The 14,589-nt window shown below is 45.3% G+C and carries 11 protein-coding genes; 10 read left to right on the top strand and 1 reads right to left on the bottom strand.

All coding sequences use genetic code 11. The features are described 5' to 3' along the window. Positions 1 to 4 precede the first annotated feature (4 nt). From murA to hisC, 4 genes are all read left to right on the top strand, one after another. Entirely contained in the window at positions 5 to 1,261 is a 1,257-nt protein-coding gene (murA, locus tag GA693_RS09160; RefSeq protein ID WP_005179929.1) for a UDP-N-acetylglucosamine 1-carboxyvinyltransferase, read from the top strand. Beyond that, a complete protein-coding gene (hisG, locus tag GA693_RS09155) occupies positions 1,261 to 1,962 on the top strand; it encodes an ATP phosphoribosyltransferase (protein WP_005179926.1) in 702 nt (233 codons plus the stop codon). Before murA ends, hisG begins: the two co-directional genes overlap by 1 nt. Before the next feature lie 184 nt (positions 1,963 to 2,146). Beyond that, positions 2,147 to 3,448, top strand: a complete 1,302-nt coding sequence (hisD, locus tag GA693_RS09150) for a histidinol dehydrogenase (protein ID WP_168398540.1) — start codon at positions 2,147 to 2,149, stop codon at positions 3,446 to 3,448. 99 nt (positions 3,449 to 3,547) lie between these two features. Then, positions 3,548 to 4,636, top strand: coding sequence for a histidinol-phosphate transaminase (gene hisC, locus GA693_RS09145; protein ID WP_075175510.1), 1,089 nt, complete (start codon positions 3,548 to 3,550; stop codon positions 4,634 to 4,636). Positions 4,637 to 4,759: 123 nt separating this feature from the next. Here the strand turns inward: hisC and GA693_RS09140 are convergent, their stop codons facing one another. Beyond that, on the bottom strand, positions 4,760 to 6,097 hold the full coding sequence (locus GA693_RS09140) for an anthranilate synthase component I family protein (RefSeq protein ID WP_160241020.1): 1,338 nt from the start codon (positions 6,095 to 6,097) through the stop codon (positions 4,760 to 4,762). Between the two features lie 249 nt (positions 6,098 to 6,346). Between GA693_RS09140 and filA the strand changes: the two genes are divergently transcribed. The 6 genes from filA to filF all read left to right on the top strand — a co-directional run bounded on the left by filA (position 6,347) and on the right by filF (position 14,520). Continuing rightward, positions 6,347 to 7,408, top strand: coding sequence for a putative pilus system protein FilA (gene filA, locus GA693_RS09135; RefSeq protein WP_160241021.1), 1,062 nt, complete (start codon positions 6,347 to 6,349; stop codon positions 7,406 to 7,408). A gap of 195 nt (positions 7,409 to 7,603) precedes the next feature. Then, positions 7,604 to 8,437, top strand: a complete 834-nt coding sequence (gene filB / locus GA693_RS09130; RefSeq protein ID WP_045795549.1) for a putative pilus system C39 family peptidase FilB — start codon at positions 7,604 to 7,606, stop codon at positions 8,435 to 8,437. Between the two features lie 48 nt (positions 8,438 to 8,485). Further along, positions 8,486 to 9,655 carry a putative pilus system protein FilC gene (gene filC / locus GA693_RS09125; protein ID WP_160241022.1) on the top strand — a complete coding sequence of 390 codons (1,170 nt, stop codon included), beginning with the start codon at positions 8,486 to 8,488 and terminating at the stop codon, positions 9,653 to 9,655. Between the two features lie 12 nt (positions 9,656 to 9,667). Further along, positions 9,668 to 11,332: a putative pilus system OmpP1/FadL family transporter FilD gene (filD, locus tag GA693_RS09120; protein WP_016659496.1), complete on the top strand. Its 1,665-nt coding sequence runs from the start codon at positions 9,668 to 9,670 to the stop codon at positions 11,330 to 11,332. Continuing rightward, complete coding sequence (filE, locus tag GA693_RS09115) at positions 11,326 to 12,573, top strand: putative pilus assembly protein FilE (RefSeq protein ID WP_005179905.1); 1,248 nt, start codon at positions 11,326 to 11,328, stop codon at positions 12,571 to 12,573. The genes filD and filE overlap by 7 nt, the downstream gene beginning before the upstream one ends. Before the next feature lie 18 nt (positions 12,574 to 12,591). Beyond that, complete coding sequence (filF, locus tag GA693_RS09110) at positions 12,592 to 14,520, top strand: putative pilus system protein FilF (protein ID WP_104495152.1); 1,929 nt, start codon at positions 12,592 to 12,594, stop codon at positions 14,518 to 14,520. The last annotated feature ends 69 nt before the right edge of the window (positions 14,521 to 14,589 follow it).

Below are 14,589 nucleotides of genomic sequence, written 5' to 3'. Positions count from 1 at the left end.
ATTAATGGATAAATTTTTAATTCAGGGCGGTATTAAGCTCGAAGGTGAAGTGCGCATTTCTGGTGCAAAGAATGCAGCATTGCCATTACTGGCTGCCATGATTCTGGCCGACTCACCTATTACCCTGACCAATGTGCCTAATCTGAAAGATGTAAACACACTGGTTAAACTCATTGCGGGCCTCGGTATCACCATGTCTTATGAAGGCGATACTGTGGTGGCCGATACCTCAACCCTGAACAACCAGTTTGCACCGTATGAGCTCGTTAAAACCATGCGTGCGTCTATTTTGGTGCTTGGGCCGCTATTGGCGCGCTATGGCAGTGCACAAGTATCACTCCCGGGCGGCTGTGCGATTGGTTCGCGTCCGGTCGATCAGCATTTAAAAGCTTTAGAAGCTTTAGGTGCAGAAATCCAGGTCGAAAATGGCTATGTACATGCCAAAGTCGATGGCCGCTTAAAAGGCGGCGAAGTGGTTTTTGATATGGTAACCGTAGGCGGCACTGAAAATATTTTGATGGCTGCCGTGCTGGCGGATGGTGTCACCACCATCCGGAATGCTGCGCGTGAACCGGAAATCACCGATCTGGCACAAATGCTGATTAAGATGGGTGCCAAAATCGAAGGCCTGGATACCGATACTTTGGTGGTAACTGGTGTAGAAAGTCTGCACGGCTGTGAATATGCGGTAGTGGCGGACCGGATTGAAACCGGTTCCTATCTGGCGGCGGCAGCCATTACTGGTGGCAAGATTAAAACCACGCATACCGATCCGGCCCTGCTGGAATCGGTGCTAGACAAATTTGAAGAGATGGGCGCAGAAGTCACCCGTGGGGATGACTGGATTGAACTGGATATGATGGGTAAACGTCCGAAAGCGGTCAGCTTCCGTACTTTGCCACATCCAGATTTCCCGACCGATATGCAGGCTCAGTTGATGGCAGTGAATGCCGTTGGTCGTGGTTTTGCCACCATCTCTGAAACGATTTTTGAAAACCGTTTTATGCATGTTCCTGAATTGGCACGTATGGGCGCCAATATTCAGGTTGAGGGCAATGATGCTGTGGTAACCGGTGTAGAAAAATTATCTGCAGCACCTGTCATGGCTACAGATTTACGTGCTTCGTTCTCTTTAGTGTTAGCAGCTCTGGCGGCTGAAGGGGAAACACTGATTGACCGTATTTATCATATTGATCGCGGTTATGAAAATGTCGAAGCGAAGTTACAAGGTTTAGGTGCCCAAATTAAGCGAGTAAGTTAATGAGCGATATGAGAAACGATGATCCAAACTTTGACGTAATGGGCAATTTTGATCATGGTTTAACTTTAGCATTAAGTAAGGGACGTATTTTAAAAGAGACACTGCCGCTGCTGGAAACAGCGGGCATTAACTTGCTGGAAGATCCTGAAAAATCCCGTAAGTTAATTTTTCCAACCACCCATAAACAGGTGCGTATTCTGATTTTACGTGCTTCTGATGTGCCGACCTATGTGGAAAATGGCGCAGCAGATTTAGGTGTGGCAGGTAAAGATGTCTTGATGGAACATGGCGCACAAAATGTCTATGAACCATTAGATTTAAAAATTGCCAACTGTAAACTGATGACAGCGGGTAAAGTCGGTATGGTTCGTCCAAAAGGCCGCTTAAAAATTGCGACCAAATATGTGAACCTGACCCGTCAATACTATGCCAGCCTGGGTGAACAGGTTGATGTGATCAAGCTTTACGGTTCGATGGAACTGGCACCGCTGGTCGGCCTGGGTGATTACATTGTCGATGTGGTCGATACCGGAAATACGTTACGTGCCAATGGTTTAGAACCACTGGAAGAAATCTGTAAAGTATCTTCCCGTTTAATCGTCAATAAAGCCAGTTTTAAACGTAAACAGGCGTTGTTAAATCCGATTATTGCCCAGCTAGAACAGGCTGTGGCTGATCGTGAACAGGCCAAACAGGCGTAAGTTGTTCAAATAAAAGACCGCTCTTGAGAGCGGTTTTTTATGGCGGTCTATGAGAACAGTCCTGTTAATACTTTTCTTCAATTTGAGCAAAAGTAATTTTCCATAAAAGTCCGTGGCCCAATGCGCGATTGATACCCACAAAAGCCTTGAAAACAGGTAAACTAATCTTTTCCATATCAACCTTGTGGGTAAATTGATGCGACGTTTATCGACTCAAGATCAGAACTTCAAGCAGGTGTTTGCTGACTTGTTGGCTTTTGAAACAGTGAGTGATCCAGAACTGTTAAAAACCGTAGACCAAATCATTGCTGATGTCCGTCAGCATGGTGATGCTCATGTTCTTAAATTAACTCAGCAGTTCGATCGACATCCCGCGCATCAATTTTCAGATCTAGAACTGACCCAGGAACAGCTTAAGGCCGCTTTTGATGGATTGAATCGTGAGGTGCGTGAGGCACTGGAGCTGGCTGCAGCACGTATCCGTGAATTCCACCAGGCGCAAAAGCAGGATGGCTGGACCTATGTTGATGCCTTGGGCAATACCTTGGGTCAGAAAGTCACGCCACTGGACCGCGTGGGCATTTACGTGCCGGGTGGTCTGGCGTCTTATCCATCTTCAGTACTCATGAATGCTGTTCCTGCGCATGTCGCGGGTGTGCCTGAAATTATCATGGTGGTTCCGGCGCCGAATGGTGAGTTGAATCCACTGGTTCTGGCGGCGGCCTATTTAGCGGGCGTGACACGTCTGTTTACCATTGGTGGTGCACAAGCGGTCGCGGCGCTGGCCTATGGAACAGAAACCATTCCATCGGTCGACAAAATTACCGGCCCGGGTAACCGTTTTGTCGCAGCAGCAAAACGTGCGGTATTTGGTCAAGTCGGTATTGATATGATTGCCGGCCCATCAGAAATTCTGGTCTATGCCGAAGGTGAGAATAATGCAGAGTGGCTGGCGATGGATTTATTGTCACAAGCCGAGCACGATACCGTCGCACAAGCAGTATTCATTACACCAGATGAAGAATTATTGAATGCTGTTGGTGGCTGGATTGAAAAGCACCTAGAAGCATTGCCAAAAGCTGAGATCGCCCGTACCTCGATTGAAAACCGTGGTGCATTGGTATTGGTGAAGGATCGTCAGGAAGCGATTGAGTTGATTAATCAGGTGGCACCTGAACACCTGGAATTATGCATGGATGATCCGCAAGTGATGGCAGAAGATATTCGTCATGCCGGGGCAATCTTTATGGGACGTTATACCCCTGAAGCGATTGGGGATTACTGTGCTGGTCCAAACCACGTGCTGCCAACCTCAGGTACTGCGCGTTTCTCCTCACCGCTGGGTGTGTATGATTTCCAGAAACGTTCTAGCCTGATCATGTGTTCGCAAGAAGGGGTGAAAACTCTGGCCAAAACTGCGGATGTATTGGCGCAGCAAGAGAACCTGGATGCGCATGCGAGATCAGCACGTTATCGTTATCAGTAATTAAAGAAATAGAAAACCTCTCCCTAGCCCTCACTTGCGCTTCATTTTAAAGCAGTGCTTTAAAGCTTGCTCAGGAGAGGGAACTTTGAGAATTTAAAAATGAATATCACCACCGAACAAATGCGCTTCTGGAGTCCGGCAGTACGTGAATTAGAACCGTACGTACCGGGCGAACAACCGAAAATCCAGAATTTACTCAAATTGAATACCAATGAAAACCCGTATCCGCCATCGCCAAAAGTGGTGGAAGCGGTGCAGAAGGTACTGGCAAACTCGGCGGATGCGTTACGTTTGTATCCAGACCCGGATGCTTCCGAGTTAAAACAGGCCATTGCCAAACAGCAGCAGGTACCGGTTGAGCAGGTTTTTGTCGGCAATGGTTCTGATGAAGTGCTGGCACATATCTTTAAAGCCTTCTTTGTTCAGGATCTGCCGCTGTTGTATCCGGATATTACCTATAGTTTCTACCCGGTCTATAGCCAGTTTTTTGGGGTTAATACCCAGGTCATTCCTCTAAATGACAATTTTGAAATTGTGGTGGATGATTATAAGCAGCCAAATGGCGGCATTATTATTACCAATCCGAATGCACCAACCAGTATTGATATGGGCCTGGCTGCCATTGAGGAAGTGCTTCAAGCCAATCCAAACTCAGTTGTGGTGATTGATGAGGCCTATGTGGACTTTGGTGCCGAATCTGCGGTCAGCCTGGTAGAAAAATACGAGAATTTAGTGGTATGTCAAACCACATCTAAATCGCGTTCTTTGGCTGGTTTACGGGTCGGTTTTGCGATTGCCCAGCCACATTTAATTGCTGCGCTGGAAGCGGTGAAAAACAGCTTTAACTCTTATCCAATGGATCGTTTCGCAATCGCCGCAGCGGTGGCGTCCTTTGAAGATCAGGAATACTTTGAAGCGCAGAACCAGAAAGTGATTGCGAGTCGCGAAACACTGGTGGCACAGCTGTCTGAGCTGGGTTTTAAGGTATTGCCATCGAGTGCCAACTTTATTTTTGCTTCACTGCCAAGTAAAGACGCGGGTGAATTGGCAGCTGAATTGCGTGAACGTGGCATCATTGTGCGTTATTTTAACAAACCACGGATTAACCAATTCCTTCGGATCACCGTCGGTACCGATGAACAAAACCAGCGTTTAGTGGATACTTTGAAAAACGAGATTTTGGTTTAAGTGAATCCACCCTAACCCTCCTTTGATAAAGGAGGGAACTCTTCCCTCTAGAAAAGGTGAGAAACAATGGTTCTCAAGGGGAGGGATTCATAAAAAAGAGACTCAATTGAGTCGCTTTTTTATTTATTCAGGTGTGTACCAGGTATTGAGTAAATCCAGCATCGCCGAAACCTTATCAAAACATTCCTGATATTCTGCATCACAATCAGAGGCAATGGTAATACCACCACCGGCCCATAACGAAACTTCGTGTTGATATTTTTGAATTGAGCGAATCAGAATATTCCAGGAACCGGTACCATCAAAATTAAAATAACCCATTGATCCGCAATAGGCCCCGCGTGGTGTGCCTTCCAGCTCTTCAATAATCTGCATGGCGCGAATTTTAGGGGCGCCAGTAATCGAGCCGCCCGGAAGTGCAGACAGCAATACATCTAGTGGATTGATCTCTGCTTTTAACGTCGCGGTGATTTCACTCACCATATGATGTACTTGTTTAAATGATTCAATATTGAATAACTTCGGCGTTTTTACTGAACCGGTTTCGGCATAGACACTCAGATCATTACGCAGTAAATCGACGATCATCACATTTTCAGCTTGATCTTTTTCAGAATTTTTTAAGGTCTGTTTAGATTGCTCATCTAATATTGGGTCTGTATAACGTGGCATGGTGCCTTTAATCGGTTTGGTGAGGAGTTGCCGATGAGGCAGAAAATCAATAAATAATTCAGGTGAACAGCTGAGTAATTCAAAGTCATTTATTTTTAAATAACCGGCATAAGGAGCATGGGTTAGCGCCCAAAAATCTGTAGCGGTATCTAATAATAATCCTTCCGCAGAACCTTTAAATTCCTGGGTTAAATTAATCTGATAACAATCACCTGCAACAATATAATCCTGGACTTGATTAAAGGCCTGTTGATATTCAGTTTTATTCCAGCGTGCGGTACAGGCCTGAGTTAATTTAAATGAATTCTCCCGTTTTTGAGCCAACAAATTTTGAATATAAGTTAATAAAAATTCGGCTTGCTGCTCATCGCTGGTGAAATACCAGTGCCCATTTTCCAGGGTTAGAAAACTGTGAAATTGTCCTAGAAATAAACACGGTTGAGCTTTGCTTTGAGTATGAATGTGCTGTTGGGCGGCATAATCGTAGCTGATAAAACCGATCAGTCCACCTTTAAAATAACTGTCGCCAATACAACCAGTTGGCTGCAAAAAGTCATCTAAAGAAGGCGCTGCTGTTTCTTCAAGATAATGATTAAAACTGTGTTGCTTAAAATACTGCCATTTATTTTGTTGAATAAGGTAGTAATGTGTTGCTGATAAGCCAATAATCGGTTGGCCATTATTTTCTAAATAAACAAGATGTGAGAGTGAACCCAGCGCCTTTAAAATTTCTGCTGGGGTATAGGAGGATTCACAAAGTACTTGTTTGTAGAAAGATGAGGTGGCCATAAATTTGGAGAAAATCAACAATAAATATCTATTTTACCTGATTCTGCGCCAAGAAAATGCTTATGACCGTTTATCGGCAAGCTGAAAAATATGATCAATAGCAGTTGAACAAAAATTGACAGGGGGATAACTTTGTTAGTGCTATCCAGCCGCTCAAGGAAATACGTAGCAGGTTGCTAAAAACAAATAATCAACCCGCTGCACAAGAGTGGTAACAATCAAAAAAATAATACTCTTGGGAGAGTAAATATGAAAACATTTACTAAACTAGCTTTAGTATCTTCAATGGCATTAAGTGCAAATGCATTTGCAATGCAGGCAATGGATGATTCAGCACTTAGCGCAACCACAGGTCAAGATGGTTTATCGATTGGTATCGGTATTTCAAAAATTGAAATTGAAAAGCTCTTTATCCATGATAATGATGGTTTAAAGACTGCTAATGGTGCTGGTACTGCTGGTGCGATTGTTATTCAAGGGAATGGTAAATCAATTCTGGATGACCAGGGTAATGAAACAAATGCTGTGAAAGATCACGGTGTTGTGATTGGCGCTAACTATGATGATAATGGCGCTTATCTCCTTGCATCTCGTAACTTGGCTGATTTAACAATTGACTCCGATGGCGGTGCAGGTGGTGGTAATACAGCCTTTATTAACATCGCAGCTGAAGTTTCTGGTCTGGATATTAAAATTGGTGAAATTGGTGTAACTGCTTCGGGTGTACAAGGTAGCGCAAGCACAACCTCGGCACTTCGTCGTGGTGGTACCGAAAATAATTATAATGCCATTTTATCTGGACTAGAGCTCAAAACAGGTAAGATGGATGCGAATATTCAGTTAGGTGCTGCACCGCAAGGCGCAATGGTAAAACTGAAAACAACTATGGTGGGTGGTCTGGAGATCAAAAACCTAGGTATTTTAGATAACTCTACTAAAGGGGTTACTGTTGGTTCAGCAGACCTTAATGGCACAGCTACTGCTGTTGCGACTAAAGAAGCTGGTGAAATCTTTATTGAAAGTATTAAAATTACCGATGCAAATGGTAAAGATTTAACATTAGATCAAAATATTCAAGTATTTAACAATGCATATGTTGGTGGAAGTGATACCGTTGGTAAGGCTGCACATATCCGTATTGTAAGTAATGATACTGGTTTTGCGAAAGATCAATATATTAAAGGTATTCATTTAGGTAACCGCGATGCGGCATCAATTGGTGATATGGAAGTCCAAGGACTTCAGACTTATTACAGCACATCACCACGGGATTATATTAAGGGTGCGGTTATTTCTATTTCTGGTCACTAAGTTCTATATTAAAAAAGCGCGTGTTTTCACGCGCTTTTTTTTACAAAAAAACTGTAAAAGTTGGCAAAAAGATAAAAAAGTACTGTTTTTTTTTAAAAAAAAAGGTATCTTGCTAAATACATGGAAGTAGAGTTCTTACTCTAAAAATAAAAAATGAACTGGCAGAGCTGCCTGGAACTTGAAAAGTAAAAAATTATGTTAGAGATCGCATTAGGCTCGGCATTGATGTATTACGCTGCCACACAAGCCTTCGACTTAAAGGAACAACATCCGGAAACCGTACGCTATACGGAAACACTGGATTCCCGCAATTCTTCTTTTACCCGTATGCATCGTGAGCCTGTACGTATTCAACCTGCTTTACAAGATCAATTCCGGGGCATTGTACGTCAGGCTTATGACTATAGCTGTGGATCGGCCGCTTTAACCACGCTGTTAAATGGTTATGTCGGAACCCGATTGACAGAGCAGCAGACCATGAGTGGTTTGCTACGTTATGGGGAGTACGAGCGCATTATTGAACGGCGTAGTTTCTCTTTGCTGGATATGAAACGTTTTGTTGCTGCATTGGGCATGGAAAGTGGCGGCTATCGTGGGGAATTTTCAGATCTGGTCAAGCAGGGCCAGCCCGCAATTGTGCCGATTTCCTATGCCGGTTTTAAGCATTTTGTGGTGTATAAGGCCTATAAGGATGGCCGGGTCTATGTGGCTGACCCGGCACTGGGGAATATCAGTTTTGATGAGCAGCGTTTTAAAGAGGTGTGGGAAAACAATACCTTGTTCCTGATTAATGTGGCGCCTGAATATCGTAAAGACTTCCTGGCTTTACAGGATAGTGATATGCGCCATGTTGAAGATGCCACTGTTAACCATCATGCCTTTGTCAATATTCAATATCCGCAATTCTATATGGACAAAATTGCTGATAAAGCCTCGACCATTCGTTTAGAACGAAACATGAATCCTGAGTCAGAGAATTTCGGCGAACATCAGTACAACTTTTTAAGACTCTATTATAAAAGTAAGTAAATATTTACTTTAAAAACGAAAAAAAATTAAAAATTGGAAGGGAAGAAGATGAAATCTAAATGGATGAATAAAACCGTATTGGCTATCAGTATCCAAATGGTCTGGGGAGCAGCTGCTTATGCTGCAGAAGAGCCACAGTTAGGACAATATGAAACAGTAGAAGAGCAGCAGCTTGCGTCAGAAGCCACAGCTCCAGCAGAAAACTCAAGCCCTGAAGAAGTTAGCACTGAAGCAGTTGCTGAGGCCGATATTGAAACAGCAACAGCGACTGCACCGAGTGTTGAGCAGGCTGCATCAACTGCGTTACAGCAGCAGGAAGGGGATGCTACCAAAGAAGCCAATCTGGAAGAAGTCTTTACCTCCAATGAACGCCAATATTCCTTAATCAAAAAAGGCAATATCTCATCTTATTACGATATTGATTATACCTATTATCGTGATACGCAAATTGATATGGAAATGGCGCAAGGCCAAATCTATCAGTTGCGTGTTCAGGAAAATGCATCGCATGCATTGACCAACACCTTCACCGTTCAATATGGATTATTGGATAACCTGACCTTAACCGCCTCTTTACCTTTGGTGGCCAAGACCGATCAATTAAAAGATGCGAATACCGCGGGTCTGGGAGATATTTCTTTAGGCGCACGCTGGGAACCTTTTCCTTTAAAAGCCGGCCGTTTGCCACTAATTTTATTCGGAAATCTTTCTACCAAAACCGGTGATAGTCCGTATGAAATTAATAGCACCACCGAACTTGCGACCGGTAAGGGCTATTATTCTGCAGGGATTGGAGCCAGTACCCGTAAATATATCGACCCAGTGGTGTTGTTCGCTTCGGTCTCCGCCAATTATGGTTTTAAGGAGTCGGGCTTAAACCAGATTCGTGGCCCACGTATTATTGAGGAATTTGAGCCGGGCATTAGTGGTGGTTTCGCCTTTGGTTTTGCCTATTCCTTTAACTACGATGTTTCAATGACCATGTCGTATCAGCAGAGTTTTAATACTGGCGCTGAATTCCTCTATCACACCGGCGAAAGCTATTCTCCGGCCGATCAGACCAGTTCTACCCTGGCCATTTCTTTAGGGGTGCGCGTTTCTCCTGAAACGATTGTCAATGGTACTGTTGGTATTGGTTTGACAGAAGATGCACCGGATGTGTCTTTAGGTCTGTCTTTCCCACTCGATATTCTGGGCTTTGGTAAGAAACTTCGCTAAGAGGCTGGTCGTATGAAAATAATTCGACTTCGCCCGTTAGTGTCTGCGCTGATCTTATCGGGCTGTTCGAGTGCTGCTTTTGCACAATTGGGACAAAACCTATCTGTCGATATCCGTTCCTTGACCATGGGCAACGCGGTCACGGCAGATCCACCGGGCATTAGTGCCATTCATTTTAACCCGGCAGCCTTAACTAAAATTGAAGGCTTGCAAACCGATGTACAAGGGGTGCTGGCGCACTTTGATGTACAGCGTGAGTTTTCTGCGCCAGCCGACTATAACGTATTTGGTTATTCCGATGATCCACTGGTCTGTCATGATGGACCGGAAATTCTGGCTGACTTTTGTACCGACTTTAAAGGTGAAGTATCGGGTGATGTGGAATATGCATCGCTGTATGTGCCGGTACTGAAAAAGTTTGTTGATCTGGGTGAAGGCATGCCACTGGCCGCACCAACAGCAGGGATTGCCTACAATCCGCCGGGGTCTAAAACCACCTTTGCTACTGCGATGTATGCGCCGTTAATTGCCGGTTTTGGTGCTGAAGATGGCAACCCAGGTAACTTCATGGGGCAGCAGGTGGCACTGGAACGGATTACCTATCTGTCACCGTCAATTGCCTATCAGGTCAATGATGAGCTATCAGTCGGGGCATCGGTGGGAATGTCCTACCAGGCCATTGCCATGAATACCGACTTGCGTTTCCCGAATGACCTGATCGGGATGCTGCGGATGATTGATGAAGTCGTCTGTACCCCGTTTAAAGAAAACTCCGATATTATTACCGATATTCTGTTGCTGGGGATTTGTAACGCACAGGAAGGCATGAATCCGTTTGGTCGTTTTGGACAAATGGATCTGGCCGTCGAGCAAAGTCTGAGCCCAAGCTATAACCTCGGGGTGTTATGGGAGCCACGTGAAGATTTCAGCTTTGGTATGGTCTATCAAAGCTCCGCCAAAATGCGGCTCAAAGGTAAATATCATATTGATAATGCCAAGGCGCCGAGTGAGCTGATTAAAGGCTTGATGTCTTCCCCAACCGGGCAAATTTTGGCGGCAATTTTAGGCTTCCCGAACTATATTCCGGCCAGTGAGTCAGGGCTGGTGGCGATGGATTTTGAATATCCAGCGCATTTCCAGGCCGGGATTAAATACAAGGTAATGCCAGATTTACAGGTGAACTTTGATGTCGGCTGGACCGATTATGCTGCTTGGGACAAGTTCAAGTTTGAATTTGACCGCCAGATTTCTGCCCTGAAAATTGCCAAATTATTGTCTGAACATGTCTCTGACAGCTCACTGGCCTTGCCGATGGGCTTCCAGTCACCATGGAGTTGGGGCATCGGGATTGAATATTCTGCTACCGACCGTTTAAAGCTGCGTGCCGGTTATGAACCACGAACCAGTGCGATTCCAGATGACAAGCGTAATACCATGGTACCCATTAATAATGCACGTCTGTTTGGTTTAGGTGTGGGCTATCGTTTTGATGCCGATACTGACCTGGATTTATCGATCGGCTTTCTGCAAAGCCGGGACAAAATTCCAGCCAATACCAGTAGCCTAGCCAACAAAGAAGGGGTGAATAACTTATTACTCAACCCGTATGCGGGACTGAATGTCAAAACCGCTAGCAACATTACAATTTTAGGTCTGAGCTATAGAACACGATGGTAAAAGTGACAAAGCGTTTATCTGGCTTGATTTGCCTGTCTTCACTCTGGGCGCTGTCTTTGGGCTCGGCCAGTGTAAGTTATGCCAATGAGTTTTATACCATTATTGGCCCGGATGGCCGGCCGATGGTGGTACAGCGTAAGGCCGAAACCCGGCCGGCCGCGAAAAAAGAAGCTGTGCCGGTAAACAAAACGCAGGCACAAAGTAGAGCATCCTCTGCTTTGAATCCGGCGCAGCCGCAAGCGCAAATTCCCGTTTCTGAACCTGTCAGAGCTCCTGCTGTTGCAGTCGTACCCACAGTTAGTACTGTACCGACTCAACCAGTCACTACGGTAAAACTCACAGAAAGTATCCCACAAAAAACACCAGATACAGCAGTTGTGGAACAGCCTGTCGTCACACCAGTTGTATCGGCAACCACAAAACCGGTATCAGCTTCATCATCTCCAACGATTACATCTGTCATCCCGCAAACTGAATCTCAGAAAGTATTGAAGACTGTGCAAGCTGATCAACCAGACCGTACTTCATCTTCCGGTTTTACCGAAATGGAAGGGGAGCAGTACGTCAATAATGAATACCTGGAACACAGTGAATTTAACCTGGAGGGGAAAAAGCGTTTTTATATGATGCCGGAAGGCGTAGTTGACAGTAAATTGGGCGGTGGTGCGACCCGGGTGCAGGTGGTAGAACGTGAAAAAGGAGTCGGACAATCGGTGCTGGATCGCCTGTTCAAGAAACGCCAGCCAGAAAGTGTCAAGCCAATGGTGCTGTCATCGACTTATTATCGTATTGCACAGGCCGATGCCATCAGCAGTTTAGGCCAGTCCTGTTTTAACAATAAAAAAATTAAACATGCCAAGACCCTGGCCGTACAGAAAGACGTCAATCTCTGGCCACGTGCACCATTAACAGATGAATTTGATTATGAGGTGGTGAAGCTGGAGGGAGATTTACGCCATCTTCAGGTGAATTCATACGCTTCTAAAACCCGGCAACCTACATTTTACTGGCCTTTTGCCGTTTTTCTGGATGCGCAAGGCTGTGTGATTGAAGGTGCAGGCGGCTACAAGAGCCAGGATACTCAATCCACCTTATTGCAACATGAGCAGGTGGAAGGGGTGATTCAATTGCCGGCTCAAACCCGTTATCTTCTTTTAACCCCGCTGGCATCGGCAATCGATATGGAAAACCGCCAGTTAAGTAATCAGGGCCAATTGAAAATTATTGCCTTAGATCAATAAAAAACATGAGACATCAGGATGAAGAAATCAAATATTTTAGCCTTGAGCAGTACCGCCTTGATGATGGCACTCAGTGGCTGTGGTGGTGAAAGTGCCAATGTCATTCCAGAGCCGAATATTGTGTCGGAAATTAATGGCAGTTGTGTTAGCGGGCAAAACTGTGTGGAGTTTGCCCTGGATTATCCGGTGGATGGCCTGAATTTCACCTGTAGCAGTGATCCAAGCAAAACCTATATTACCCTGATTGCGCCAACCACCAATGCCGCCACCGGTAAATGTAGTGCCGGTGATAAAGTCCATTTCTTTATTCAGGAAAAAACAGAAAAATCAATTAATCTGGGGACAGTAAGCCTAGCTGATATTGGTCTGGCCAATTCGGTCAGTGCCAGCTTGCCGCGTTTAACCCTGCTGGATATTGCCCGTGGCTTAACCGGACAGGCCGCAACCGAACTGACCCCATCGGATTCAACTGTTCAAGTGGCACAGGCAATTACACGTATTTTACAGGCTTTATCAATTGAAAGTTCCAAGAACCAAGAACGGCCGACCATTGCCGGTGATGTGCAGCCACTTTATATTTCTGCGCTAAAAAAAGAACAGCTGGATGATATTTTGGGTTCGGTGACGCTGGAGGATTACCGTTCCGGTGCCTATGTCAGCAAGTTAAGTCCTTGGGTTGACTTGAGCACCGTCAGTGATGCGCAGGCCTTTGACGCGCTGAAAACCCTGGTTTATATGACCAACTCTGCCTCTTATCAGGCCAACTATCCGGTACTGGCTGTGGAGGGTTCGACCTTACCACAAGGTTTATATGGCTGTAATCAGGATGATTGTAAACAGAACTCGAATACCTTAAGACACCTGATTGGCCAGTTCCAGTTGATGACCGATCGCTCGGGTTATACTTTCGGTTATGGCATGCAGTGGCGTGGAACCATGTCGACCAGTAATGAAAACCCGTTATTGACCATTACGGCCGATTTCTTGAAACGTGTCCGTCCGGAACTGATGACCGCAGCGGCACAAAATAACTGGATTAATCCACTGAATGAAACGATCCAGGGGCCTTATCGTTTTAGCATCAACAGTAACCGGACTGAAGATTTTACCGTGACCCAGGGGAAACTGTATAACGATTATATGATTGCCGGCACCGAAGGCATTTATAAAACCCTGACCAAGTTCCCGACAGGAAAGCCGGAAGAATATGGCCGCTGGACCCAGACTATTGGCACGGATCAGTTTAAGGGCTCACTGGATATCTATAAATATTTTCAGGTGAATTTCCTGGATAACCGGATTTTTACTTCGGCGAAAAATGTGGCCTTGGGTGAGCGTTATATTTTCCCGTTATATGCCACTCTGAATTTCAATTTTGCTAATAATGCCGCGCCAGCAATGAAACTCGGGATTGTGCTGGATGAGCAGGGCAATATCCGTACCGATATTGGCCCAAATCCGACCGCAACCGATCTGTCGGGAAGCTGTGCAGTCGCTACAGATAGCAGTACGCCAGAGATTGTGGATAGTAATAATGTCACGCAATATCGTATTGGTGTGCTGGGAGCAACTGATCTGAGCAATCAGGCGATTACCCTGCGGATGATTCTGGCGAATCCGGTTTTTAATCAGCTGAATGGTGCGGTAATTGGCCTGAATACCCGGGTTGACAATACCCAGGGCGAGCAGGCCATGGTGGTAGGTGGTGCGCGGCTGAATATGGGTAATCTGGTCAATCATACCTCGACCCGGATTAGCCTGAGTGACTTCTCCGGCAACAATACCGTGTCATGGAGTAACCTGTATACCTTGCAGCTCAAGACTTTTACCAATCAGGATAGCAACAATGCTACGGATGCCGATAAAGAACTGGCTAAACTCACCGGTGGAACCGTGAGCATCGAAGTGGCGGACTGTTATAACCCGGAACAGGTGCGTATCCAGTAACAGCAATATATTCATTAAAATACAAAAGCCCATCTACGGATGGGCTTTTTCTTGGCGGGGATATTTATT

Source organism: Acinetobacter indicus, assembly GCF_009914475.1.
Taxonomy (GTDB): Bacteria; Pseudomonadota; Gammaproteobacteria; order Pseudomonadales; family Moraxellaceae; genus Acinetobacter; species Acinetobacter indicus.
The sequence above is the reverse complement of the archived record's forward strand: the minus strand, read 5'-3'. Positions and strand labels throughout refer to the sequence as shown.